A 23,856-nucleotide genomic window follows, 5' to 3' on the forward strand; every position below is an offset into this window, starting at 1 on the left:
CGCAACACATGCTGATGTCTTGGTGGTCCCTGTCCTGCGGATCGCCTGTCAACGGAAGGAAAAGGAATGCTGTTCACGGACGCAAAGTGGGCCGAATCGAGTGATTTTCGAAAAGCAATTGCGAAGCCTTACCAGCCCTGGTGCTGTGTAGGCTGGACGGATGAAGCCGTCTGTTTCTGGGTTTTTCCGGATCACGCGTCAAATCTGGCAGGCGAACTGCCTGATGGGCTGCTCGTTGCAGGCCCCCACGTGCTGCTGGACGTCATTGGCCAGATGGCCCCCACGACTTTCTCTGTGTACGTGATGCAGGTAGGTATAGAGGGTCGGCCTGTCGCCCTGCAGCAGGTGACGGGACTGTGGTCCCAGCCCGGCGTCAATGGATTGCCGCCAGATTACTGGTACAGGACAGACGAGGGCGATCTGGTGCCGTGCTCGCGGTTCCAGCAGCATGTGCCTGGCGACGCGCCGCTGGAGCTTGCCTTTGGTCCTGAGGGGCTCGGCTGCAGCGATGCAGACCGGGTTGCCGTCTGAGCGGCGAGGGGCTGACGTGACGGGCACGGCCCATCCGCTCCAGATTCTGATGGATTTCGCGCCACGCGGCGAACCGGTGGACACGGCCTTCATGGGCCAGTATGCGATAACGGCAGCAGACGTCTCGACCTTGGTGACAGACGGATGGCTGCGATTATTGTCTGGGAATGCCTACCTGTTGCGGGGCGACTCGCCAACCGTGGACGGTACGGTCGCCTTTCTTTGCCGGCGGGTTCCCGGCCTGCACATCAGCGGGAAGGCGGCTCTGGACATGCGTGGCATCCGCCATCAGGTGTACGCCCGACCCCGCGTCAACCTGTGGGGCGATGTGCCCTACGAGTTTCCGGACTGGGCGAGCGACGTACTGTGTCTGACCTACGAGCACGAACGGCTTTTCGATGAAAAGCTGGGCGCGGGTTTTGCCATCTCGGCCTTGCCCGGACGGAATCCGAGGGTGCCCGTGTCAGCAGTCGAGCGCGCTGTCCTCGAGTACCTTGCCGGCTCGGTGCAGATCGAAAGGATGCGCGAGGACAATGCCAATCTCGTCGGGATGATGCGCAACGTGCGGCTGCCGGTGCTGCAGGAACTTGCAGATCACTGCTTGCGTCGAGACGTCGTTGGGGGGCTGAAGTTCATAGGCGAGGAAGCGGGCTTCAAATGGGCGGGGCAGCTTGAATGTTGATGTACTTCTCACGGTAAAGCGACACAGGCGTGCGCGGTCCCTGTCCGACTCGACCTGCGCATGCGTACGTGGCTGTCGCATGAGTCGAGCACGGATCCGGATGCACGACTGTTCAAGAAGAGCAGAAAGAGTCCAGCCATTCTGTGCTACCACGGGCACATCCTGATGGAGAACCGCTCGGGGCTGGTGGTCGGCGCTGTGGCCAGTCATGCGGACGGCTTCGCTGAGCGTTCGAACGCATTGCGGTTGCTTGACTGCGTGCCCGGTAGCCATGCAAAGACCGTCGGCGCTGATAAGGCTTACGACACCCGCGATTTCGTGAGCGATGGTCGGGCTCGTAACGTGACGCCGCATGTCGCCCGTAACGACGATCGCCAAGGCGGTAGTGCAATCGATGGCCGCACTTCGCGGCATACGGGCTACCGGATAAGCCAGGTCAACCGGAAACGAATCGAGGAACATTTCGGCTGGGGTAAGACTATCGGACGGATACGGCAAACGGTCTATCGCGGCATCCGGCGAGTTGACCAGCACTTCAAGCTGACGATGATTGCGAGCAATCTGACCCGCTTGGCGCGAATGCCTGGGATGGGGTCGCAAGGAGCGACGCGATGAGCCACTACGGCGTGAGGACTGTATCGCGCAGGACCTGCGCGCATGCGCACTGCCTGCCAAAACCGCCTGGCAAGTCCGGAATTCAGCAGCAAATCGCATGCGCAAACCTCTTGAACACTGCTTCGGTCGTCATGACGGGGCGCTTTTCAACAGCCTGCTAGAGAATGAAAGGGACTTCCCCGTCCCGAGGCTGCGGCGGAAGCCGCGAGTCGGCATCAATGTGCCAGGATGAAGTTGCGAACGTTCATCGACACCAGCGAGAGGGGAAGTCCATGCCTATTGTCACTATCGGGATCGATCTTGCCAAGAATGTATTCGCCGTTCACGGTGTGGGCGAGACCGGCAAAGCGATCCTGATCAAGCCGCATGTGCCGCGCGCGGCAAGAACGATGCGGCCGATGTTGCTGCGATCTGCGAAGCAGTGACGCGCCCGAGCATGCGTTTCGTGCCGCTGAAGGACGAACATCAGCAGGCAACGCTTTGCCTGCATCGGACACGACAAGGTTTCGTCGAAGAAAGGACAGCGACTTACAACCGGTTGCGAGGCCTGCTCTCGGAATTCGGCGTGGTGCTGCCACACAGCCCGGAGAAGCTGCGCCGGCGACATCACGGAACATCTGGACACATTGCCTGGCTGGGCGAAGCGCACTATCAGCGATCTGCTCGAGCATGCCGGCAAACTTGAAGAACGCCTGGTCGAATACGATCGTGCGATCGCCGAGATCGCGCGAGAGGATGCGCGTAGCAAGAGGCTAATGCAGTTGCGTGGCATCGGCCCAGCCACGGCAAGTGCGTTGCTGGCCAGTATCGGTGCCGGGCACGACTTCAGGAACGGCCGACAGGTAGCGGCATGGATCGGACTTACGCCCGGTCAATACAGTAGTGGCGGTAAGGCGCGGCTGGGCAGCATTACGAAGGCGGGCGACGCGTATCTGCGCGGCCTACTGGTCAACGGTGCGCGCGCCGTTATTGCAAATCTCGGCCAGAAACGGATCGCTTCAGCGGTGGGCTCGAACCCTGGTCGAGCGCCGGGGCTACTGGCGAGCAGCTGTTGCAATCGCAGCAAAGAACGCAAGATTGGCGTGGGCCATGCTGAAGTATGGCCATAACTTCAAGCTCGAACCAGTTGCAGACTGAGTTCGATTCGGGTCTATCGATCAACCGGCAACCGGACAGGAGCGCGAACATGATGAGCACATAGAATCGAACACTTTGCACTGCCAGCGGTGATGTGAAGCGGGTTGGACCCGCGCGGGGCATACCTGGCTAACACGGCGGGGATATCCAGTCCCGGCTAGAGAATGAGGCCTCCGCGCGCGTCTTTCATCAGGGTCCGGGCCATGAGCCCAACATGACCGGTTGTAGAACTGCAGTCCTTCACCTTCTCATATGCACGGCGCGGCATTGCAGTACGTATCAACAGCGAACTTCGTTTGAGCTTGTACTCAACGGGAGCCCTTGTAGCGTGTTAGTAACTGCGAAGTACTGGCACCGCGTGAACGAGCATAAGCATGGCGAAGACCATGAAATGAAGCCCGGCAAGAGTTTCAGGTATTCGTTCATGTCTCGCGCGAGGCGGCGGAAGCGGTTGAGCCAGCCCAAGCTGCGCTCGACCACCCATCGCCGGGGCAGCAACACAAAACCCTTCTTTGCTTCCTGCAGTTTGATCACTTGCAGGGCAATTACTACACCGCTGACAAGTTGACGGCGAATACGCCGCGCTTTACGCCGTTTTTTGAGCCGGTTACACGTACCCAACAAGCTGGACACCGGCTTGACTTTGTTCAACTCCTTGCCGCTAACTTGATCGTGCACAGATCTCCCCATGCAGATTTGAGTCACAGAGGTACCGGTGGTCCCTGCTGCGGGGCACGGCATTACCACCGTAGCCAGTGATGCCTGTCGGATTTCGGCGCGGCAAGCCGCTCCGGGTGGCGAGTCAGCGCCCGCGCATCACACATGCACCGGAATTCGAAAAAAAAGCGATAACAACGTTGAGAGCCGGAGCAATGAACCTTTCGAAGTCTGGATAGCAGCGGCGATCGGGCCTACAGTGTCGAATTAGACGCCATCGGTGTAGCCGGTGTTCGAACTGTGGCAGTATTCCATACTGCTGGTAACATCCGTGCGTTTAAATCTGATCGCTACCTTGGTCGGCCGTGTATTCCATACCAATGAGAGACATCTCAAGGACGACATCCCTCCTATGCAAGAGACGGATGCAACCGAACAAACGCAAGCAGTGTTTCTCGAAATCGCGATGCTGCTGGACTTTGCATGTCGTCACGCGTGACGAGATGCAGGGGCGCATGGAACGCCTGATCCCCCGAGACGCGGCAATAGCACACGCTTTCCTGGTGATAACGCGCCATCGACGCAGGCACGAGTGATACTCCGCCGCCTGCCGCGACGAGGTTGATCGCAGTCACCATGCGCGGCACTTCATCGACGACTCGCGGCTCGAAACCTTTCGACTGGCACGCACGGATAAAGTCCGCATACATACCGGGCGCGCCGGGGCGGCGTACGAAGATGAACGACTCATTGACAAGCCGTTCCAGCGGTATCGCCCGCGAGCTGATGAGCCTGTGACCGACAGGCAGAACCAGCAACATACCTTCTTCCGCTAGCAGTTCGAATCGTAATCCGGCGGGCATATCGACAGCTTTGCGCAGAATCGCTGCATCTGCTCGATCGTGTAACATCATTTCGATGATTTCCGCCGCGTTCACCTCAGTCATTTCAATAGCGATTTCCTGATACGTGTCGCGAAAGTTGCGTATCGCAGTGGGCGTGAGCGGGTGAAACGCAGCCGAGCTCGTCAACGCGACACGAACTGTCCCCACCTGGCCCTGAGCTATGCGGCGAGCCTGCGTGACCGCGCGCTCGAGATCGTGCATCAAGGCACGTGCGCTGGAGGCGAAAGCCTCTCCCGCATTTGTCAGCGCGACGCCGCGCGGCTGCCGCACGAATAGCGCGAATCCAAGCTCCTGTTCTAGCTCCTGAATCTGCAACGACAATGGCGGCTGCTGGATATGAAGCCGCGCGGCGGCGCGTGTCAACTGGCCTTCTTCGGCAACGGCAAGAAAATAGCGCAGGTGTCTGAGTTCCATCGCTGTACCGGTATATGCAGGGAATATGGCAAACAAGTCTGATATGTATTTTACATTGGCCCGATCGGCACGTACTCTGCATGAAGAAGCAACGAACGATTAAGGAGACACATGCAATCCGCGCTACATGCGGTCATGCCCAACAACGATGTTCGGCCACTAAGCCGCTCGCAAGTGCGCCGCGCAGTACTTGCGTCCGTCATTGGGAATGGCCTCGAATGGTTCGATTTTCTGATCTACGGGTATTTTGCGAAGACGATTTCGCAGGTCTTTTTCCCGGTCGGCAACGGTTTCTGGTCGCTGACATTGACGCTCGCGACGTTTGCAATCGGCTTTGTGGTGAGGCCGCTCGGCGGCATCGTGATCGGCGCATGTGCGGACCGTTACGGACGGCGCAAGACGCTCTCGCTGCTGATTTTGCTGATGGCACTCAGCACGTTGATGATGGGGCTGACGCCGGGTTATGCGACGCTCGGCATTGCTGCGCCGCTGCTCGTGCTGATCGCGCGCATTCTGCAAGGCCTGTCCGTGGGCGGCGAGTTTGCGACCGCCGCTGCGATGTTGACGGAATATGCTCCGCCCGGACGCAAAATGTTCTTCGGCAGTTTCCAGATGACGTCGCAGGCGGTTGCGCTATTGCTGTCGTCGATGTGCGCTTTTCTGCTGACCACCCATCTGTCGCATGATGCGCTCGTGTCCTGGGGCTGGCGCGCGCCGTTTCTGCTGGGCGCATTGGTCGGTCCTGTCGGGTTCTATGTCCGTCACAAGGTTGCCGAGTCACCGGAGTTTGTGCATCTGCGCGAGCGACTCGGACACGCGCCGCGTCAGTCGCTGCGCATCTTCTTTCGCGAGCGCGGCGACGCGGCGCTGTGTGCGATGGGCGTGATCATCGTCGGCGCCGCGACGAATTATCTGTGGCATTCGTATATGCCGCTTTATGTCGAGCATCAGCTTCATCTGCCGCTGAAGAACGCACTGTTCGGTACGGCTGTTTCGGGGCTGATCGGCATCGTCGGTTATCCGCTTGCGGGACGGCTGGCCGATCGCTTTGGCGCTTATCGTCTGTTTTTTCCAGTGACTATCGGTTGGGTCTGCGCCGCGTATCCGCTATTTGCATGGGTGCTCGCCGCGCCGACGCCAGAGCGCGTATTTGCCGCGCAGATGATTGCCACAGTCGTGCTGAGTCTCATGTCTGGCGCGCATCCCGGTATGCTGACACAGCTCTTTCCGACTGCCACGCGTTCAACGGGCGTCGCCCTGTCGTACAACGTCGCCGTTACGCTGTTCGGTGGACTCGCGCCGCTCACGGTATCGACGTTAATCGACGTGACCGGGTCGCGAATCGTACCGGCCTGGTATCTGATTTTCGCGGGCATCGTGTCGCTGCTGCTTGTGGGTCTGACGGCTTCCGGGCGCCGTTTGTGTCGACAGCCTGATCTGTGGCCGGGCGAGGGCCTATGAGCATCGCGTTGAATGCCGTCGTGAGCGATGCGAGGCCGCGCAATGAACGGGCGGTAGGGGTGATCGGCACGGAAAGGCTGTATGTATCGACGTCGCGCGGCAGTGGTAGTGTGCCGGTTTTCATGGGCGGCAGCAGCACGCTGGGGACTGTCACGCAGATCGTCGTGATGCTGCATGGACGGTTGCGCGATGCCGATGCCTATATCCGTTCGATACAACGGGCGCTTGCCGCGTCGTCCGTCAATGCGAACGAGGTCATGCTCCTCGTGCCGCAGTTTCTGGCGACGGCGGATGTCGAACATTATCGTTTGACGGACGACTGTCTGCATTGGGAGTGGACATCGTGGATGGGTGGCCTCGATGCCGTCGGCCCAGCACCGCTCAGTTCGTTCGATGTGCTCGATGCGCTGATCGATCGCTACCCACTTGAGTTGCCGCAGTTGCGGGAGATCGTCGTCGCGGGGCACTCAGGCGGGGCGCAGGTCGCGCATCGTCACGCGATACTGAGCGATGCGGCGGGTCGTTGCAAGGCGCGTGGCGTGAAGGTGCGCTATGTGATCGCGAATCCTTCGTCGTATGTGTATTTCGATGCAGCGCGGCCGCAGCGCGACGGCGGGCTGCAATTGATCGATCCACGCGCTTGCCCCGGTTTCAACGACTGGAAATACGGCACTGAAAGGTTGCCGCGATACGCGCAGGGCGTCGATGCACGAACGCTCGAACAGCGCTACGTCGATCAGGAGGTGACTTATCTGCTCGGCACAGGCGATGACGATCCGGCGCACCCGGCGCTCGACATATCGTGTGCAGCGATGACGCAAGGGCCGCAACGGCTCGCCCGAGGCCGCGCTTATTTCGCGTATTTGCGCGGTCGTCATCCGCAGTTGCAGCACGTACTGCAAGAAGTGGAGGGCGCTTCGCATAGTGGCGATGCAATGTTCGTGTCACATGCCGGCGTGCGGGCGTTGTTCGGTGCCTCCGCGTGGCTCGTGGACGCGTACACGCAAGCAGAAGGCAGCGCGACAGAGTAGCAATCCGGCTCCGGCCGATTAGCACAGTAGCCAATCAATCTTTCAGGAGACGACGATGACCAGCGGACGTGGGGTGGGCGCTTGTCCTCAGCTTTTGCATCAGCGCCTGTGGGGGTGGTAACGGCCGGAGTACTGCCGCCGGCACATCGACATCGACGCCCACGGCGGCGGCGCAATGCAGCGCCCTGAGCGGGCTCGTCGTTCCCGAATCGGCGATTGGCGTGCCGACCAGCGGCGCCACGGTCACGAGTGCGACTCTTGTTGAGACCGACGGCGAATACTGCCAGGTGAACGGTGCGATTTCGCCCGTCGATACTACTGCGCCCGAGATCAACTTTCAGGTCAATCTGCCGACCAACTGGAACCACAAGGCGCTGCATTATGGCGGCGGTGGCTTCGACGGCACGCTGGTCACAGGCGTCGATTCGCTTGATATGGCGCCGGCCGGCACGCCGACGCCGTTGGCCAGCGGCTACGCAACCTTCGGCGATGACTCGGGCCACCAGAGCGCAAGCATCACAGACGGCAAGTTCGCGGCCAACGATGAGTCGCTCGCCAACTATGGCGGCTTGAGCCTCAAGAAGACGCACGACGTCGCGATGTTGTTGATAGGCAAGCGCTATGCTAGCGCGCCGTCTAAGACCTATTTCTTCGGCAGTTCGACCGGTGGCCGCGACGGACTAAGCGAGGCGCAGCGCTGGCCCCGCCGACTATGACGGTATCGTAGTGAATAGACCTGCACTCAATTACACCGGCTTGCGGCTCAGTAATGTCGCGCTGGGACGCGCGCTCTATCTGAACAACGGCGCCGGCTGGCTCGATGTGGCGAAGACGGTGCTGCTGCAAAACGCTGTGATGACCGCCTGTGATACGCTCGACGGCGTCGCCGACGGCATCGTGTCAAACGTGGCCGCCTGCAAGGCGCAATCGGCGCACGTGCTCGCATCTGTGCGCTTTGCGAACGGCGTGGATACCGGCGACACCTGTCTCTCCGACGCGCAGATTGCGACCGTCCAGACGATCGCCGCGCCAATGCAGTTGCCGTATTCGCTTGCCAATGGCGTGACACAGTATGCTGGATACAATATCCTTGCAGGGTCGGTTTTTGCTGGACCCTACACCACGCGCGATCTAGGCGAATCCCCAGTGCCTTCTAATCCGGCCGGCAAGAAGGACGCAAATCAATGGGTCACGGGCGATCAATGGGTCAAGTACTTCGTCGCGCGCGTGCCCACTTTCAATTCACTAACTTTCGATCCTTCGAATCCCGGCACGTATCAGTCGCGGGTGCAGGCCGTGTCGACGCTGACGGATGCGACCAGTACAGACCTGAGCGCGTACCTTGCGAGAGGCGGCAAACTCATCATGACGCACGACCTCGCCGATGAGATCGTCAGCACGGATTCGAGCACCGACTACTACAACGGGTTAGTGCAGCGCTTCGGCCAAGGCACCGTAGATGGTTTCGTGCGTTTCTATCTGATGCCCGGTGTCGGCCATGGCACAGGCCCATTGCACCCCACCATCGATGCGCTCTCGGCACTCGATCAATGGGTGGAGAACGGAGTCGCGCCTGGTACGCTCACTATCACAGATCTGAACACGGCGACGCTCGGAAGGACCCGTCCGTTGTGCCGGTATCCGCTGTGGCCGCGATACATGGGCGGTGACGCGAACTCCGCCGCGAGTTTTGCCTGCGTGAACGCCTAATCAGGCAAAGATGAAGGCGCCCGTGGTAGTAAACGAGTCACCTCGGTGCATGGATGTTATCCAATGAAACGATGTGGGCTAGGCGGTCGAACGATGCTCGTCGTTGGTCGGGCTATCGGGAAGCTCTAGCCCATTTTGTACTGGCGCTCGTACATAAGGTTGAACTCCGCGATTACTGGGACGAACGCGTTTCCATCGCAAACCTCGCACGCCGCGGGGTCATGTTGGAGGCTCATTTTTGCCGCCCCTTTTCCGGAAAATTTAGTCTTCCGCCGCATCGCGATCAGATGGTCCTGCGAGTTGCCACACGCAGTCTCTGTTGAAACTTGTACCCCGATTTCCCACGTGGCTGCTTCAGGTGGTTTTGCCAACGTAAGTCATCGAGGGACGCCGTTTGAGGCCTATTTTACGGCGTGACTCGTGTTGGGCTCGCCAGTACGGCGCCATCCCAATTGGCAAACGAAAATTCGAACTTGCACCGAATTCAACGCATAATAGTACTATTATAGTAGTATTGACATATCTGCGACCCAAATCGAAGACACCAATCGCCCGCGGTAGAAGGTTGCTTCAACCAATGGAGTAGAGATGAAACCAGTCAAAGTATCACCAGCAGTCCTCGTAACGGGAGCAACGGGGCGACAGGGCGGTACTGGCCGAGTTGTTCTCGAAGAACTAGTGGCAGCGGGAAAGACAGTACGCGCGCTCGTCAGGGTCATCGACGATCGAGCCGAGCACATCAGAAAGCTCGGGGCAGAAGTGGTTGTCGGTGACTTTGCCGATTATGCTAGCCTTAACCGAGCTCTCGAGGGAGTGGCCTCCGCCTATTTTTGCTACCCGGTGGGAAGCGGCATCGTCGAAGCCGCGGGCCTTTTTGCGTCAGCCGCGAGGAACCAAGGCGTCAGCAGGGTTGTGGACTTGTCACTCGGCACATCTCGTCCTGACAGTCCAAGCCCCCAAGGGCGTGCGCAATGGGTCGCGGAACAGATCTTTGAATGGTCAGGCATCCGGAGCATGCATCTCCGCATTGCGGCCTTCTTTATGGAGAACATTTGCTACATCGACGGAATAACCATTCGAACAGAGGGCGAAATCCGCAATGCGTTCGGTACACTTCCGCTGCCTTGGGTGTCTAGTGTTGATGTGGGACGGGTGGCAGCGAGGTTACTGCTTGATCTCGATGCGGTCGCCGGCACGGTGGTAACGTTAGGTGGCGTCGAACAACTCAGCTATCCAGATATAGTTGACGCGATTTCTGCTGTGACAGGCAGCACCGTTAGGTATCGCGAGCTCTTACCTGACGAATGGAGACTTGAATTAATAGAGAGATCGCGAGCGCGCGGAAACGAAAACACACGGGGCGCTGATCATCTGGTCGCACAGGCCGTTGCGCTGCGAGGGCGGCCCCCAATCAATGCAACTGACGACGTCAAAATGTTTCTTGGTGAAAAAACAACTTGTTTCCGGAAATTCATTAGTTGTCGACGCGCAGAACTAACGCCCGATGCCGCGTGAATCCGTGGCTCGCGTTCCGGGCAACAGGCCTAGGAGTGGCGGACCAAATTCTTGATGAATGCGCACATCTGCGCGACCGTACTTGAGCGCTGCGCGTTGCTGTTCGCGTGGAGAGAAGTAGTCGATGCGGCTCGGGCGCCCGCAACACCGTCCAGCCGCTCGACCTGCGTACAATCCGGGTAAGCTGAGGCCCGACTTTGCCGCGTCATACCCAGTCGCGTGATGACCACAGATTAGCCTCGCCGCCAAATACTTCCGAACATTCCCTGTGGACAAACTGCTAGTTGTCGACGACCCGATGTTCAGCGCCTTGCACACTGCTCAAGAAAAGGATTTGCGGATGCTGTCGCTGATCGCGGCTACGGCAATGCCCCACAGAGCAAGGCATGTGCAAATTCCAGCATCGCAGTGATACTGCCAAAGTCTGGAATGTCAATCGTGAAAGCCCATGGTCAATTTGCCCCGCCCGACCTTATCTTCGTGGTATTGGTGGGCATCGTGGTTCAAAACTCCCAGAGTCTGATACATCGAACGGCTGCCTGCGTATGGTCGGACGCCGTCATCGTTTTGGTCTTCGAGGGTGATCGACCATGGCTCACACGCGTGTGCGACCTATTTCTTGCTACGGGGAAAATCCCAGTTAGAAGACAAGCTGTATCGTTCTGAGAGATTCCTATGTGTTGCCCGAGGTGACGGAGTACATGAAACGTCCAGATTTCAGGCATTTTCGGACAGGGCAGCCCGTTGGACGTGCTCGGAAATCAAGTCGTGGATTTGCCGGTTGTGGGCGAATGATGATGCGCGATGATTAGTCTAAGGCGAAGCCTTTGTGGTATGACGGTTTCGGCCAGGTTGCGCCTGCCTCAAACTTCCGGAGACCGTGGGATTGCACAGTAGTTTGTTTTGCGCGGAGCGCTGGCAGTCATGGCGTCGAAGACGCCTTCTCGCTGGCCGAAGGCCAGCGCTTCCTTTGGAAACGGTTTTCCCGCCAAAGAAAAAGCAAACATATCAACGTAGACTTTGAAAGAGGAGAAGTTTTTGATATTTATAGAAACCCGTTTTAGCCTTGATAAGACCGTATAAGTATTTGTTCGGAATCTGGTCATGGCCGCTCCGTCGGGCCATCCAGCATGGCGGACACTTTCAGCACAGGAAGTGCCGTTTCATTCTCCTATGCGGCCGTTCAACGCACGCTTCCCTCCAGCTTTCAGCCTTGCAAATAACCATTGTCAGGTCACGTGACCTGACAATGGGCTGCCGATGCCGTGGCGGCGATTGACCGCAGTCACTGAGCGTGAAACCGATGGCGGCGACGTCGCCCGCCATGATGCCGTTGAGCGACGCCGGGCTGCGTACCTCGTCTCTTCAGTGCAAATTCGGTACTGCAAATACACGAATCTCGAATACTTGATATCAAAAACGTAATCTGGAATAAAGCGCTTCCGTAATCCTATGCCGATAGCATGACTCGAAGTGCCGAGGCCAGTCAAAACGCGGGCAGTGAACGGGGATTCCGCAGTCGGCGCGTGATACGAAAGGTAAAATTCTAGATGAGCATTGGTAAGCGGTTGGCAGCGACATTTTCTGTGCTTTTGCTATTGATTCTCGGGCTCGTCGTAGCCGTGAATCGACAAATGGCAGATATGAACGAAGCAATGAGTTCAATTGTCCACGACCATCAGGAAAAGCAACGCGCTATCGGAAAAGTCAAGGAAGAAACCTACAAGATCAGTTTGATGGCTTATGAGGCCGTCGACGATGCGTCGAACTCTGCGGGCGCGTCCTCAAGCATCGCCGTCATTCAGAATACTATTCGGAACGCAGGGGTCGAAGTGCGTCAGTTGCAGTCGAAGTTTTATGGCGGCCCTGACGATTCCGCTTTGTATGCCTTCGAGGAATCAAGAAGGAAATACGACGCCGCCTTGCAGCCGATTCTGCAGCAGCTTACCGGCCAGCAGGTGCTAGCATCCACAGTTCAAGTCGTTGCGATCGAACCATTACAAAGCGCCCTTCTCGCTTCGCTTGACCAACTTTCGGACCACGAGCAACGCGCTACTGCGCTTGCGGAAGGTCGCGCCCGGCAAGCATATCATCATGCATTGACGGTTCTTTGGGGCTGCGCGGCTTTGGCGCTCATAGTTTCGCTATCTTTTGGCGTTATAGTCACGCGCTCTATTGTGATTCCGCTAAGAATGGTTGTAGCCGGCGCCGATGCCTTGGCCACGGGCGACGTGAGCTTCCAACTCCGTGAAACCGGCGAAGACGAAATTTCGGCTCTTTCAGGGGCATTAAACCGAGCCGTTCGGTCTCTTGCGAGCATCGTTCATGACGTTAAGCTTGCCAGCGAATCGATTGCCACAGTCACAAACCAGTTATCTGTCGGATATACAAGCCTCGCGCAGCGTACTGAGCAGCAGGCAGCGGCGTTGCAACAAACATCGGCGACGATCGAACATCTGTCCGACGCTGTGCGTCGAAATTCCGCGCATGCCGAGCAGGTGAGCCTCTCGATGAAGCAAACGACGGCAATAGCCGACCGCGGGGAGGAGCAGACGGCGCTTTCTGTCCGGACGATGCATGAGATTGCAGAGGGCTCATCGCGCATCACTGAGATTGTCAGCCTGATAGAGAGCATTGCGTTCCAGACCAACCTGCTTGCATTAAACGCCGCAATAGAGGCGGCACGCGCAGGGGCGCACGGTCGGGGCTTTGCGGTTGTTTCTGGCGAAGTGAGGATGCTCGCTCAACGCACTGGCGACGCTGCCAAAAGGATCAAAGATATGATTAGCACTTCCGTTGAGGCCGTTAATGCCGGTTCGGCCAAAGCGCGTCAGACCGGCGAGACAATTAACGATGTCGTGCTTGCCGTCAAGGATGCGTCGCGCATCGTGAGCGCAATAGCCGAAGCATCGGCAGACCAGAGCGGTCGGATACAGGAAATTAACCAGGCGGTGTCTGAGATTGACGCAGTCACGCAACAGAACGCAGCGCTGGTAGAGGAGGCTGCCGCGGCAACGATTGCAATGGAACAGCAGGCGGAGTCATTACGCTTCGCTGTTGCGCGTTTCCGCGTTGTTTGACATGGGTCCGACCAGCGTGGTGGGCGTTAACCCGTTCAGCAGAGGGCTCAGGGCGCGTTTCGTCTCTGTCGTGACCTTCCTATTGATCTTCGTGCCGATTTGTGGCGCGGGATTGTCGTTCATCAAGCATCGCGAGCGGCAACATGAACTGGAAATCGCGAGTGACATCGGAAATGCGCTTACACAGCTCGTATCTGCGGTTGACAGGGACGGGAAAAGATTCGCATCTATGGCAGGGCTGCCCTGCTCAGACATCAGTCAACAATTGACGTTGTCCGAAAGAGTTGCCCCCTACGTTCGGGACGTCATTTTTGCAGACGGCGGTGAGGTATACTGTTCGCTTGTGGGCGGCAGTCTTCACTATCCTCTCGCCGAGTATCTAACGCCAAAAAGTGGTTCACCGAACATCGTGATCCGGCCGGGTACCCAACTCGTACCATCGCGTCCGGCCCTGATACTCTATCTCCGGCTTAAGGATCATTTCAGCGTTGGTCTGGTGGTAAGCGGTCTCTACGTCGACGACATTCTACTTGGGGCGAGGACAGGAGAAGCATCCGCTACTGTCTTTGATTCCGATAAGGCAGGCCTCACAAGTGATTCGCGTTTCATTGGTACGGTAAGTCAAACCGTACTCGAAGACGGGCAGTACGAGAGCCCAACAGGGTTGTTCTCTGTATATGCTCGGGCCGATGAAGGTTGGCGCACGCGTAACCGGGTCGCTATCGGGGCATTCTCCATTGCGATCGGATTCATGATGGGGACCGCGAGCGCCCGTGTCGCCGCTCGTCTAACGAGACCATCTGCTCGTTTGCTCAGAGCTGTACGGGCGGGTATCGAACGGGGGCACTTTCAGCCCTTCTATCAGCCGATAGTCGATATGAACACGGGTGATTGGCTAGGAGCGGAAGTGTTGGTTCGGTGGCTGCACCCGAAGTTCGGCATGATAACGCCTACTACATTTATCGAGGAGGTGGAGCGTTCGCCGCTGATCATCGATTTGACGAAGTGCCTGATGCAGCTTGCCTACGACGACTTCGGCGCACTCTCGCTACCGGCAAACTTCTATCTGGCCTTCAACATTTCGCCCTTCCATGCACAAACGAACGGATTTACTGAGGATCTCCTCCCAATGCTACGAGAGTCTCCGCCTGGCCTAGGGACGGTGATGGAATTCACCGAGCGTGGCATGCTCGAATCGGTCGAGTATCTTGATGTGACGCTCGACGCCTTCAGGAGCCTTGGCGTCAAGTTTGCGGTCGATGACTTCGGCACCTACGACAGCAACGTCGCGCTTCTCCAACGGTTCCCGTTTGATTACCTGAAGATAGATCGCAGATTCGTGCAGCGCCAGGACGAAGACGGTAAGCGCTTGTTAGAAGGCCTCGTATATCTCGGCCAGCAGGTGGATGTTCGGGTGGTCGCAGAGGGAGTTGAGTGCGAAGCGCAACGTCGATGGCTCGCACAAGTTGGCATTCCCCTCGGACAGGGCTATCTTTTCTGCAAGCCGCTCGCCTTCGCTGATTTCGCGCTAGCTCTGGCTGAGCAGCGCGTGATCCATGAAGAGGGATCGTCTTAGTCCGGGACTCAATGTAAGCGAACGTCGCTCAGTACTAGGCCTTCCACCGCGCGGCTGAGCGCTTCACGTGCCGGTGTGCTGCTCATTGAGGATGGCACGCGGCCTCGGACAGGAAGAGTCGCGGAGCTATATCAACCCGTTGCTGACGAACACCGCATCGGCGTTGTGCTGCAAGTCCCGTCTTCCGTGGCTCTGCGTGGGGACAGAGACTTGCAGTTTTGCGAATTGGAGAACCTGATCGAGAGTGCGCTGGAAAGTCGACGTTGTCTGGCGGAGTTGTGGTTCTCACTGTTGAGATGCAGTCTGACGCGTCTTTCTTGCTGTCGCGGGCACATCACACGGCATTGCGCCCCGCAGAACCAGTCCCGGTGTTGCAACGCTGCTACCGTAGCTTTGGGTCACATGTCAGGGAGACTGCACGCTATGGTCTCCGGGCTGGCTTTGTTGCCGCGATTGTTGGGGTACGTTACGCTGAAATTGGCATCTCGGATAACGGCCTCAATTGCGGAATTTGCGTATGTTTTCTGCATGGATTCCTGGCAGCAAGATGTCGTACGGTTTGATTAGATATATTAAAAATTGGCCTTCGACGTGGTGCGTGCAATGCCAAAGTCGCGTGATGCTCGACGTGACCGCATCCGAAGCGGCTGAAAATCTCTTTTGCACAACCCAGAAAAACGGTTGTCCGTGCAGTTTGCCCACATGCAAGATGAGAGAATCAAGCTATCCAGATCTATCGAAAGCTCCAAACGGGGCACGGCTCTCAATGTCCGAGCAGTCGCTGTCCTCGGTGACATCCCGATAAGAGCCGACTGGTGGCTGTTCCTAGGCGATCTGCGATTGCCCTACGACGCTTGCCTGCCCTGACAGGAGTATGCGGCACACACCTTCCCGGAAGTGGTAGCAGCTCGCAATGCTGGATCAGCAGCGCGAAGTTGCGTTTTTACCCAGTGTCAGTTTTGAGTCACCCGAAACTGATCGCACCGTGCGGCCGACGCTGCTGGAATTCATGAGGCACAAATGCGGCTTCTTTTGGTCGAAGAAAATAAAAACACTGCTGCAATGCTTGTTGAACAATTGCGTTGCCGCAGATACACCGTTGATTGGGCACAGGACGGACGTGCCGCTGAACTGTCGCTTAGCAATGGCGTCTACGATCTCGTTCTTCTGGAACTCGACGTTCCAAAACGCGGTGGATTCGAACTTCTTGGTCGATATCGGAAGTGCGGAGGTGAAGCCTCAGTAATTATTCTTACCGCACGGGATTCGGTGGACGATATCGTTTGCGCTCTCGACGCCGGCGCAGATGACTATTTAATCAAGCCGTGCGATATCAATGAGCTCGCGGCACGCGTGCGCGCAGTAATGAGGCGGAGAACCGTCCACAACAGATCGATCTTCGCTCATGGTCACTTGGTCCTTGATACGGTCGCACACGCAGTGACAAAAGCGGGCGTGCCGGTCAATCTGGTACCGAGAGAGTATGCGTTACTGCAAGCATTGATCGGACAGCCTGAACGAGTGTTCCGTCGTGCAGAACTGGAAGATACGCTATATGGATGGGGCGATGAGATTGGAAGTAATGCGATCGCAGTCTATATACATAATCTGAGATGCAAGCTCGGCGCCGAAGAGATTGTGACGGTCCGTGGGGTCGGATACCGACTCAGGACGGTCGCGGTTTGACGGACTTTGCCGTCGTGCGCCGCACGCCATGGATTGAAGAACGCTAGCTTGCGAGCGGATCGGGACGGTTCGTAACGGTCGCAGCAACGGTAAATAGAGCATTTGCCGACGCGACCGCCGTCATGTTCATAATTCGACGAACGATGGCCGCGAGAGTCAGGATACGCACGGACGGTCCATGCAGGAACGGACTGACAGTCACCCCCTCACCGCGGATTGTCTTCAGCAGGTTACGTGATTTTCGAGGCGCCGGCATTAAGATGAAGTGGAGGCGGTTGTGGTACTCGTCTTCCAGATCACAGACCAACGCGTCTGCGTCACCCAGACGCACCAGCGAAGGCGTTCGCCTGTGCATGGAACGACAGGCAGTCACTGACCACTGCGTGAAAACGGATCCTGAAAAGTTCAGTCATGAACTGCCACTACCATCATCGTTCGAAGGTGCACAAACCTGCTCATGCAGTTTGACTTCGCAGGTCAAATTGTCGTCCCGGCTGATAGGCGCGGCGCGCACGCCGCTAGCATGACTGCCTTTCATACTACGTCGCGGCGCGTGATGCCGTGTGGCGAGCCGCCGCTCCCGGAGCACGCGTCTGGGCCGCCCGGCGGTTGTCCCGATGGGCCTCGAGTAGATACGCCCCAAGTTCAGACGAGGGAAACTTCGCGACCATTGATGTGCCAGGGGTATTCACTGGTGAGGCTGGTATGCGGTGGTCGTAGCGGGACCGTTCTCAGGTGCTAACTCGGCGCGGTCCCATCCGCCTCCCAAGGCTTGCAGTAGATGAACGCTCGCGTCAAGCCGTCGGCCAGCGATTAGTTCTTCGTTGCGCTCATTTTGCAGCGCAATTGTCTGGGCTGTCACGACGTCCAGATAGCTTACGGCACCGGCGTGGTATCGATTCGTAGTCAGCTTTAGTGAAAGCTGGGCAGCCGTCGTTGCCCTTCGCTGGCTTAACGATTCGCTGGCGAGTGTGTCCAGCGTGGTGAGGTTATCGTCAACCTGCTGGAATGCCGTAAGAACGGTTTGGCGATAAGATGCCACGGCTGAATCGTATTGGGCATTTGCGTCCCTCAGCGTTGCGTTGCGACGCCCGCCGTCAAATAGAGTGCCTGCGAGTTGCGATCCCAGCGACCAAAACAGGCTGGGTGCGGTCAACCAAGGTGCGAAAAAGGTGCTTTCAAGACCTGCAAATGCAGACAATGTCAGGTCAGGGTAGAAGGCAGCATGCGCCAACCCAATCTGGGCATTTGCTGCGGCGACCCGCCGCTCCGCTGCAGCGATGTCTGGGCGACGCTCAAGCAGAATCGATGGGACGCTTGCCGGAATCGACGGAATCTCTTCTGGATCCACTCGCGGGGCGATAGAAAACGTCGAGGAAGGAACTCCAATTAGCGTGGCAATTGCATGCTGAAGCTGGTCACGTTGCACATCGATATCACTATCTGCAGTGCGCGCGCTTTCCAACTGCGTCTGCGCTTGTGCAACTGCCGACGCGTCAATGGCTCCGTTCGTAAGCTGTTGCTCCAAAATCCGAAGCGCGTCAGCGTAGGCCGTCACCGTATCGTCGAGGAGCTTTTTCTGACGATCGAATGAACGGAGATCAAAATAGTCAGTGGCCAACTGACTCGTAACGGAGAGTCTGACCGATTCCAGGTCTGCCTGGCTGGCTTGTGCATTGTCCTTTGCCTGCACGCTGGAATCTTTGACCCGGCCAAAGAGATCCGGCTCCCACGAGGCGGAAGCACCGACTGAGTAATCGGGAATCGTCTTGCCTGCGAGGGACCGCCCTACCACATTCTCCGATGTGCGATATCGCTGTTGGGCGATGCCAGCCGTGATGGTAGGTGCATAGCCCGCTCTTTGATAGTCAATCATCGAACGCGCGGCTTCCAGTTGCGCGATGGCACCTCGCACGGTCTGGTTTGAGACGTCCACGCGAGACTCAAGGCCATTGAGCGTGTCGTCATGGAAGATTTCCCACCATGGGCCACGCGGCGCGTTGTCGCCTGGCTTCGCATTGGACCAGCCAGGCGTGGCACTTGTCGTCGCAAAATGTTCCGGAACATCAGATTGAGGAACACTGTACTTAGGCAGCGTGGAGCACGCTGCGAGCCATGTAATGGAGCAGAGCATGGCAACCCTGCTGAGGGGATAAAAGCGCGAAGAGAACATAATCGAGCCCTATGCCTTTCCGTTGGCTGCTGCTTTCGACTGGATCCGGACAGTTTCCCCGTTCGCGATTGCGTCCCCCGGGTTATTGATTACGCGGTCCGTTGCGGCGACGCCAATCGCAACTTCAACGTAGGTGCCAAAATCGCGTCCGATAGTCACTTTGCGAAGCTCCACCTTGTTCTGGGCATCGACGACGGCGACTGTTACGCCGTCGGGCCGAAAGAGCAGTGCGCTGACGGGTAGCTGGAATGCAGGAGAAGTGGTCTTCAGGGCCACATGCACCTGAGCGTAGGAACCAGGCTTCAATGCACCATCAGCATTGTCGATGTCGACTTCGACATGCATCGTGCGGCTCACCGGGTCGATAGCATTTGAACTACGTGCGACAGTGCCTGCGAACCGGCGGCCCGGATACTGCTGCGTGCTAAGCCAGACTGAAGTTGCTGGAGATATCTCAGCGGAGTCGTCCTGGGGCACGTCGATGTACACCCTAAGTCGGTCGGTCTGTACGATATGGAAGAGTTCGCCCGGCATCGTTGCAAGTCCGGGCGTGCCGCCAGCCGTTACCAGAGCGCCGATCTGTACATTGCGAACAGTGATGATGCCACTGAATGGTGCGGTTACGGCCTGATATCCGACCAGCTCCTGAAGGCGGGCGACGTTTGCCTGCGCCGCTTGCAGCGTAGCCAGTTTCGCGGCCGCATCGCTCGTTTTCGAGTCTGCGTCCTGCTGTGCGACAGACTGTGTCTGCAACATCGCGTTCCACCGCTGAGCGGTAGTCTTCGAGAAGTTGTAGTTGGCCTGGGCGGTAGCTTCGTCTGCGCGGGCCTGTTTGAGTTCGGCGTCAAGCTCGGGCGTATCAATCTGTGCGAGTGTCTGGCCTGCCTTCACCTTTGCACCGATGTCGGCGAACCAGTGTTGGACGTATCCGCTGGTTCGCGCATAGATGGAAGCATCGGCCCACGGCGTTACCGATCCGGGGAGAAGCAGCTCCTGACTCGAAGGTGCCAGCGTGGGAGCAACGACCGACACCGTCAGTTCGCTTTGCATGTCGACTTGCGCCGCCTGTGCGCTGCGTGTCGCGATACGCGGAATAATCCCGATGGCAAGCAGCGCGATGGCAACGCAGCTAAGGCCAATGACCACCGCACGTCGGCGCTGATTCGCATGTTTTCTCGGCCTCTCTTCTGGGGTCCCACCAAGGTCTGGCGAAAGGTTCTCGTTCATTGAAAAGCTTCCTTTTAAGAATGCGTGGCAGCGTTGTCGAGCCTGTCAGCGCGCGACTCGCGGCGTTTTGCCAGCCAGCTGTGGGCCATGCCAAAGACGACGGGCACAAAGATAAGTGTCGATAACGTACCAATGGCCAGGCCACCGATAACCGCACGGCCCAATGGCGCGTTTTGTTCCCCACCGTCGCCAAGTCCGAGTGCCATCGGCAACATACCGATCAGCATTGCAAGCGCAGTCATTAAAACCGGCCGGAATCGATTAAATCCGGCATCGAGAGCGGCTGCCAGAGGAAGCATGCCTTTCGCGAGTGACTCCCGCGCCGTGTTGATGACCAGAATGCTGTTTGCTGTTGCGATGCCGATGCAAAGAATAGTTCCAGTCAACGCCGGCACGCTCAGCGTTGTTTGTGTCACGAACAGCATCCACGCAATTCCGGCCATGGAAGCCGGCAGACCACTGATGATGATGAGTGGATCAAGCCACGACTGGAAATTGACGACCATCAGGAGATAGACCAGTGCGATTGCAAAGACGAGACCAAACGCCAGGCCGCTAAATGATTCGCTCATCGACTGGACCTGGCCGCGCATCACGACCGACGACCCGGGCGGTAGCTGAGCACGTGCAGCGTCAACAAGTTTGGATACGTCGGTTGCGACCCCTCCAAGATCGCGTCCTTGTGTAGACGCGAAGATGTCAAGAACCGGTTGCACGTTGTAGTGCGAAACAACAGCCTGTTGCGTGCTCCGCGATGCCGTTCCCAACGTACCAAGCTGGTTCTGCGGGTTTGCGCTGGAGGGCGTCGTGACGGGAATGTTCGCAAGCGTTTGCAGAGAATGAATGTCGTACTGCGGAACTTGCGCCATCAGCGGGTAGCTCACGCCATTTTTCGGGTCAAGCCAGAAGTTGGGCGTAGTCTGAGAACTTCCTGACAGTGCGATCAGCAGGTTCTGTGCGACGTCCCGTTGCGTCAGCCCTGCCTGCATCGCCTTGGTCCGGTCGACGTTAAGGTTGATGGTTGGCTCGTCGCCTGGTTGCTGGATTCGCGCATCCACGAGGCCGCGCACGCCCCGCATTTCGCTGAGCAGGCGATTCGCAACAACGCGGTTCTCCTCGAGCTTGTTACCAACAATCTGAACGTCAATCGGGGCTGGCAACCCAAAGTTTAGAATCTGGCTAACGATGTCGGCAGGCAGAAATGCGAAGGTAACGCTCGGAAACGCGGTGGAGAGGGCGTTGCGCAGTTGTGCAACGTACTGTGCGGTTGGCTTGTGGTCCGGGGTCAGCGTGATGAGCACATCCGCATCTTCTGGACCAACAGGATCGGATGAGTCGTAGGTCAGATTGATACCGCTCACCGGTACACCGATGTTATCGAGGACAGCCGCCTGTTCGTTGCGCGGAATGACTGAGCGAATCTTCGCTTCGACCTCGTCAGTAATTCGAGCGGTCTCCTCAATCCGTGTGCCGGTTGGCGCGCGCAGATGCAGTCGAATTTCTCCCGTATCAACGCTTGGAAAGAAGTCGCGACCCGTGAAGGGCACGAGAACAAGTGATGCGAGACACACAGCAATCCAGACGACAACAAAGCGACGCCGGCTGGCAATAGCGCTGCTGAGCAGACCGTGATATCGCTCACGCATGCGCTCAAATCGGGCTTCGAAACCTGACTGGAACCGTGTCAGCGCCCCTGCGATGCCGCGCGCCGGCGGCGCGTCGGTGCCGCGTGCCCGCAACAGATACATGGCGAGGGTCGGGATTAGCGTGCGCGAGAAGAAGTACGACGCACACATTGCGAAGACGACCGCCTCTGCGAGTGGCACGAAAAGATATCGTGCTACGCCGGAGAGCAGGAACATCGGAACAAAGACGATGCAGATGGACAGCGTCGAGACGAAGGTCGGGACGGCGATTTCGCCGGAGCCGATAAGAATTGCGTCGTGCAGAGGTTCGCCGCGCTCCAGATGGTGCGTGATGTTCTCGATTGCGACGGTGGCGTCGTCAACGAGAATACCTACCGCAAGCGCCAATCCACCAAGCGTCATGATGTTGATCGTCTGGCCAAGTGCAGCCAGTGCAATGAGCGACGTCAGGACAGCAAGGGGAATTGAAACAGCAATAATAAGCGTGGCGCGCCAGCTACCGAGGAAAAGCAGGATCATGGCTGCCGTCAGGCATGCCGCAATCAGCGCTTCTCTAACCACGCCGGAGATCGCTGACTTCACGAACACCGACTGGTCGGAAAGAGGCGTGATTTTGAGAGCGCTCGGAAGGCCTGCTGCGATTTTGGGCAGCATGTTCTTGACCTGCTGGATGATGGTGAGAGTCGAGGCGCTACCAGTCTTTTCGACTGTAAGCAACGCGGCTCTCTTGCCATCGGCGCGCACCATGTTCGTCTGTGGAGCATAGCCGTCAATCACATGCGCGACGTCACGAACGTAGACGACATCGCCGTTTACGGTCTTGATAGGGAGATCGTTCAGAGCTGCAACGGTCTGCGTGCTACCGTTCATTTCGACGTTGTATTCGCGAGATCCGATCTTGGCCGTGCCGCCTGGCAGGATCAGGTTCTGGGCATTAACCGCATTGACGACGTCGATTGGAGCAAGGCCTTTGGCCTGCAACGCTTTCGGATCGAGCTGGACCATGATCTGGCGAATCTTGCCGCCATATGGGAGCGGAACCGCGGCACCTTGCACGGTTGCAAGTTGTGTGCGAACAAAGCTGTTGCCTAGGTCGTAGAGTGACTGTTCGGGCAACGTCGAACTCGACAGTCCCAATTGAAGAACCGGAACCGTTGACGCATTGTACGTGATGATGTTCGGCGGGAGCGTACCTGGCGGCAGAATGCGCAAGATCGACGCGGAGTTGGACGACGCTTCCGCTATCGCACGGTTGATGTCTGCGCCTGCGTGAAAGAAGACTTTCACTACTGAGACACCATTCAATGACTGAGACTCGATGTGCTCGATGTCGTCTACGTCCGACGTAAGCGCGCGCTCGTAGTTCGACGTTATCCGATGCGCCATATCCTCGGCTGAAAAGCCGTTGTACGTCCAAACGATACTGACAACGGGGATGTCGATATTCGGAAAGATGTCCGTGGGCGTGCGCAGTACAGCGAGAGGCCCGATGATGAACAGCAGGACGGCGAGAACAATGAAGGTATAAGGTCGTCGCAGCGCCAGGTTAACTATCCACATGATGCTCCCTAGATGTGTAACGCAATGCCTCGCGTTCGCTCTTTGGGCATTTAGCGAGGAAGTTGGGAGTATCCGGGCAGTGGATTTACCTGATTCTGACCTTGAGATTACAAATTTGACATCTTTGGCAATATAGCCGGTGGGTCGGTGGACAAGCGAGAAACCTGCTGGGCAGGGCTTTGTTCTGCTGCCGTCGTCTTTATCGGGCAGTTACCCCTAGACAGCACAGCCGTCTCCGGCGGGTGACGCC

13 protein-coding genes and 5 pseudogenes are annotated in these 23,856 nt (G+C 57.7%); 11 read left to right on the plus strand and 7 right to left on the minus strand.

Annotation, left to right across the window (positions count from 1 at the left end; translation table 11 throughout):
- Window positions 1–66: 66 nt before the first annotated feature.
- The 4 genes and pseudogenes from KFO72_RS05790 to KFO72_RS05805 all read left to right on the plus strand — a co-directional run bounded on the left by KFO72_RS05790 (window position 67) and on the right by KFO72_RS05805 (window position 2,965).
- Window positions 67–531, plus strand: a complete 465-nt coding sequence (locus KFO72_RS05790; RefSeq protein WP_224101217.1) for a hypothetical protein — start codon at window positions 67–69, stop codon at window positions 529–531.
- A 16-nt stretch (window positions 532–547) separates the two neighbouring features.
- Window positions 548–1,213, plus strand: coding sequence for an AbiEi antitoxin N-terminal domain-containing protein (locus KFO72_RS05795; protein ID WP_224101216.1), 666 nt, complete (start codon window positions 548–550; stop codon window positions 1,211–1,213).
- A gap of 75 nt (window positions 1,214–1,288) precedes the next feature.
- Window positions 1,289–1,828, plus strand: a pseudogene (locus KFO72_RS05800) (transposase); the annotation flags it as partial.
- Window positions 1,829–2,100: 272 nt separating this feature from the next.
- Window positions 2,101–2,965, plus strand: a pseudogene (locus tag KFO72_RS05805) (IS110 family transposase).
- A 331-nt stretch (window positions 2,966–3,296) separates the two neighbouring features.
- On the opposite strand, the pseudogene KFO72_RS05810 reads toward KFO72_RS05805, so the two are convergent.
- A pseudogene (locus KFO72_RS05810) lies at window positions 3,297–3,511 on the minus strand (transposase); the annotation flags it as partial.
- Window positions 3,512–4,032: 521 nt separating this feature from the next.
- Window positions 4,033–4,941, minus strand: coding sequence for a LysR family transcriptional regulator (locus KFO72_RS05815; protein ID WP_225031624.1), 909 nt, complete (start codon window positions 4,939–4,941; stop codon window positions 4,033–4,035).
- 111 nt (window positions 4,942–5,052) lie between these two features.
- On the opposite strand from KFO72_RS05815, the gene KFO72_RS05820 reads away from it, so the two are divergent.
- From KFO72_RS05820 to KFO72_RS05835, 4 genes and pseudogenes are all read left to right on the plus strand, one after another.
- Window positions 5,053–6,402: an MFS transporter gene (locus KFO72_RS05820; RefSeq protein ID WP_224101215.1), complete on the plus strand. Its 1,350-nt coding sequence runs from the start codon at window positions 5,053–5,055 to the stop codon at window positions 6,400–6,402.
- Entirely contained in the window at window positions 6,399–7,433 is a 1,035-nt protein-coding gene (locus KFO72_RS05825) for a hypothetical protein (RefSeq protein ID WP_224101214.1), read from the plus strand. Before KFO72_RS05820 ends, KFO72_RS05825 begins: the two co-directional genes overlap by 4 nt.
- Window positions 7,434–7,501: 68 nt before the next feature.
- Window positions 7,502–9,143 (plus strand): annotated as a pseudogene (locus KFO72_RS42230) (tannase/feruloyl esterase family alpha/beta hydrolase).
- Window positions 9,144–9,731: 588 nt separating this feature from the next.
- Complete coding sequence (locus KFO72_RS05835) at window positions 9,732–10,658, plus strand: NmrA family NAD(P)-binding protein (RefSeq protein WP_224101213.1); 927 nt, start codon at window positions 9,732–9,734, stop codon at window positions 10,656–10,658.
- An 863-nt stretch (window positions 10,659–11,521) separates the two neighbouring features.
- On the opposite strand, the gene KFO72_RS05840 is transcribed toward KFO72_RS05835, so the two are convergent.
- Complete coding sequence (locus tag KFO72_RS05840; protein ID WP_224101212.1) at window positions 11,522–11,764, minus strand: hypothetical protein; 243 nt, start codon at window positions 11,762–11,764, stop codon at window positions 11,522–11,524.
- A 444-nt stretch (window positions 11,765–12,208) separates the two neighbouring features.
- On the opposite strand from KFO72_RS05840, the gene KFO72_RS05845 reads away from it, so the two are divergent.
- The 3 genes from KFO72_RS05845 to KFO72_RS05855 all read left to right on the plus strand — a co-directional run bounded on the left by KFO72_RS05845 (window position 12,209) and on the right by KFO72_RS05855 (window position 17,000).
- A complete protein-coding gene (locus KFO72_RS05845; protein ID WP_225031626.1) occupies window positions 12,209–13,738 on the plus strand; it encodes a methyl-accepting chemotaxis protein in 1,530 nt (509 codons plus the stop codon).
- A gap of 1 nt (window position 13,739) precedes the next feature.
- Window positions 13,740–15,314 (plus strand): EAL domain-containing protein, encoded by a 1,575-nt coding sequence (locus tag KFO72_RS05850; RefSeq protein ID WP_225031627.1) that lies wholly within the window; start codon window positions 13,740–13,742, stop codon window positions 15,312–15,314.
- 1,020 nt (window positions 15,315–16,334) lie between these two features.
- Window positions 16,335–17,000, plus strand: a complete 666-nt coding sequence (locus KFO72_RS05855) for a response regulator transcription factor (RefSeq protein ID WP_082426871.1) — start codon at window positions 16,335–16,337, stop codon at window positions 16,998–17,000.
- 43 nt (window positions 17,001–17,043) lie between these two features.
- Here KFO72_RS05855 and KFO72_RS05860 read toward each other — a convergent pair.
- The 4 genes and pseudogenes from KFO72_RS05860 to KFO72_RS05875 form a co-directional block, all read right to left on the minus strand.
- Window positions 17,044–17,235, minus strand: a pseudogene (locus KFO72_RS05860) (hypothetical protein); the annotation flags it as partial.
- Window positions 17,236–17,688: 453 nt separating this feature from the next.
- Window positions 17,689–19,134: an efflux transporter outer membrane subunit gene (locus tag KFO72_RS05865; RefSeq protein WP_412101760.1), complete on the minus strand. Its 1,446-nt coding sequence runs from the start codon at window positions 19,132–19,134 to the stop codon at window positions 17,689–17,691.
- Between the two features lie 48 nt (window positions 19,135–19,182).
- The gene (locus KFO72_RS05870; protein ID WP_054922798.1) at window positions 19,183–20,400 is read right to left on the minus strand and encodes an efflux RND transporter periplasmic adaptor subunit; all 1,218 of its coding nucleotides are present in this window, start codon (window positions 20,398–20,400) and stop codon (window positions 19,183–19,185) included.
- A gap of 14 nt (window positions 20,401–20,414) precedes the next feature.
- The gene (locus tag KFO72_RS05875) at window positions 20,415–23,606 is read right to left on the minus strand and encodes an efflux RND transporter permease subunit (protein WP_224101208.1); all 3,192 of its coding nucleotides are present in this window, start codon (window positions 23,604–23,606) and stop codon (window positions 20,415–20,417) included.
- Window positions 23,607–23,856: the final 250 nt, after the last annotated feature.

Source organism: Paraburkholderia sp. XV (assembly GCF_020177535.1).
Taxonomy (GTDB): Bacteria; Pseudomonadota; Gammaproteobacteria; order Burkholderiales; family Burkholderiaceae; genus Paraburkholderia; species Paraburkholderia caribensis.

What these genes read in the sequence shown, in the direction of transcription:
- KFO72_RS05790 (WP_224101217.1), top strand. Translation starts at nt 67, where the DNA reads ATGCTGTTCACGGACGCAAAGTGGGCCGAATCGAGTGATTTTCGAAAA.
- KFO72_RS05815 (WP_225031624.1), bottom strand. Translation starts at nt 4,941, where the DNA reads ATGGAACTCAGACACCTGCGCTATTTTCTTGCCGTTGCCGAAGAAGGC.
- KFO72_RS05820 (WP_224101215.1), top strand. Translation starts at nt 5,053, where the DNA reads ATGCAATCCGCGCTACATGCGGTCATGCCCAACAACGATGTTCGGCCA.
- KFO72_RS05825 (WP_224101214.1), top strand. Translation starts at nt 6,399, where the DNA reads ATGAGCATCGCGTTGAATGCCGTCGTGAGCGATGCGAGGCCGCGCAAT.
- KFO72_RS05835 (WP_224101213.1), top strand. Translation starts at nt 9,732, where the DNA reads ATGAAACCAGTCAAAGTATCACCAGCAGTCCTCGTAACGGGAGCAACG.
- KFO72_RS05840 (WP_224101212.1), bottom strand. Translation starts at nt 11,764, where the DNA reads ATGACCAGATTCCGAACAAATACTTATACGGTCTTATCAAGGCTAAAA.
- KFO72_RS05845 (WP_225031626.1), top strand. Translation starts at nt 12,209, where the DNA reads ATGAGCATTGGTAAGCGGTTGGCAGCGACATTTTCTGTGCTTTTGCTA.
- KFO72_RS05850 (WP_225031627.1), top strand. Translation starts at nt 13,740, where the DNA reads ATGGGTCCGACCAGCGTGGTGGGCGTTAACCCGTTCAGCAGAGGGCTC.
- KFO72_RS05855 (WP_082426871.1), top strand. Translation starts at nt 16,335, where the DNA reads ATGCGGCTTCTTTTGGTCGAAGAAAATAAAAACACTGCTGCAATGCTT.
- KFO72_RS05865 (WP_412101760.1), bottom strand. Translation starts at nt 19,134, where the DNA reads ATGCTCTGCTCCATTACATGGCTCGCAGCGTGCTCCACGCTGCCTAAG.
- KFO72_RS05870 (WP_054922798.1), bottom strand. Translation starts at nt 20,400, where the DNA reads ATGAACGAGAACCTTTCGCCAGACCTTGGTGGGACCCCAGAAGAGAGG.
- KFO72_RS05875 (WP_224101208.1), bottom strand. Translation starts at nt 23,606, where the DNA reads ATGTGGATAGTTAACCTGGCGCTGCGACGACCTTATACCTTCATTGTT.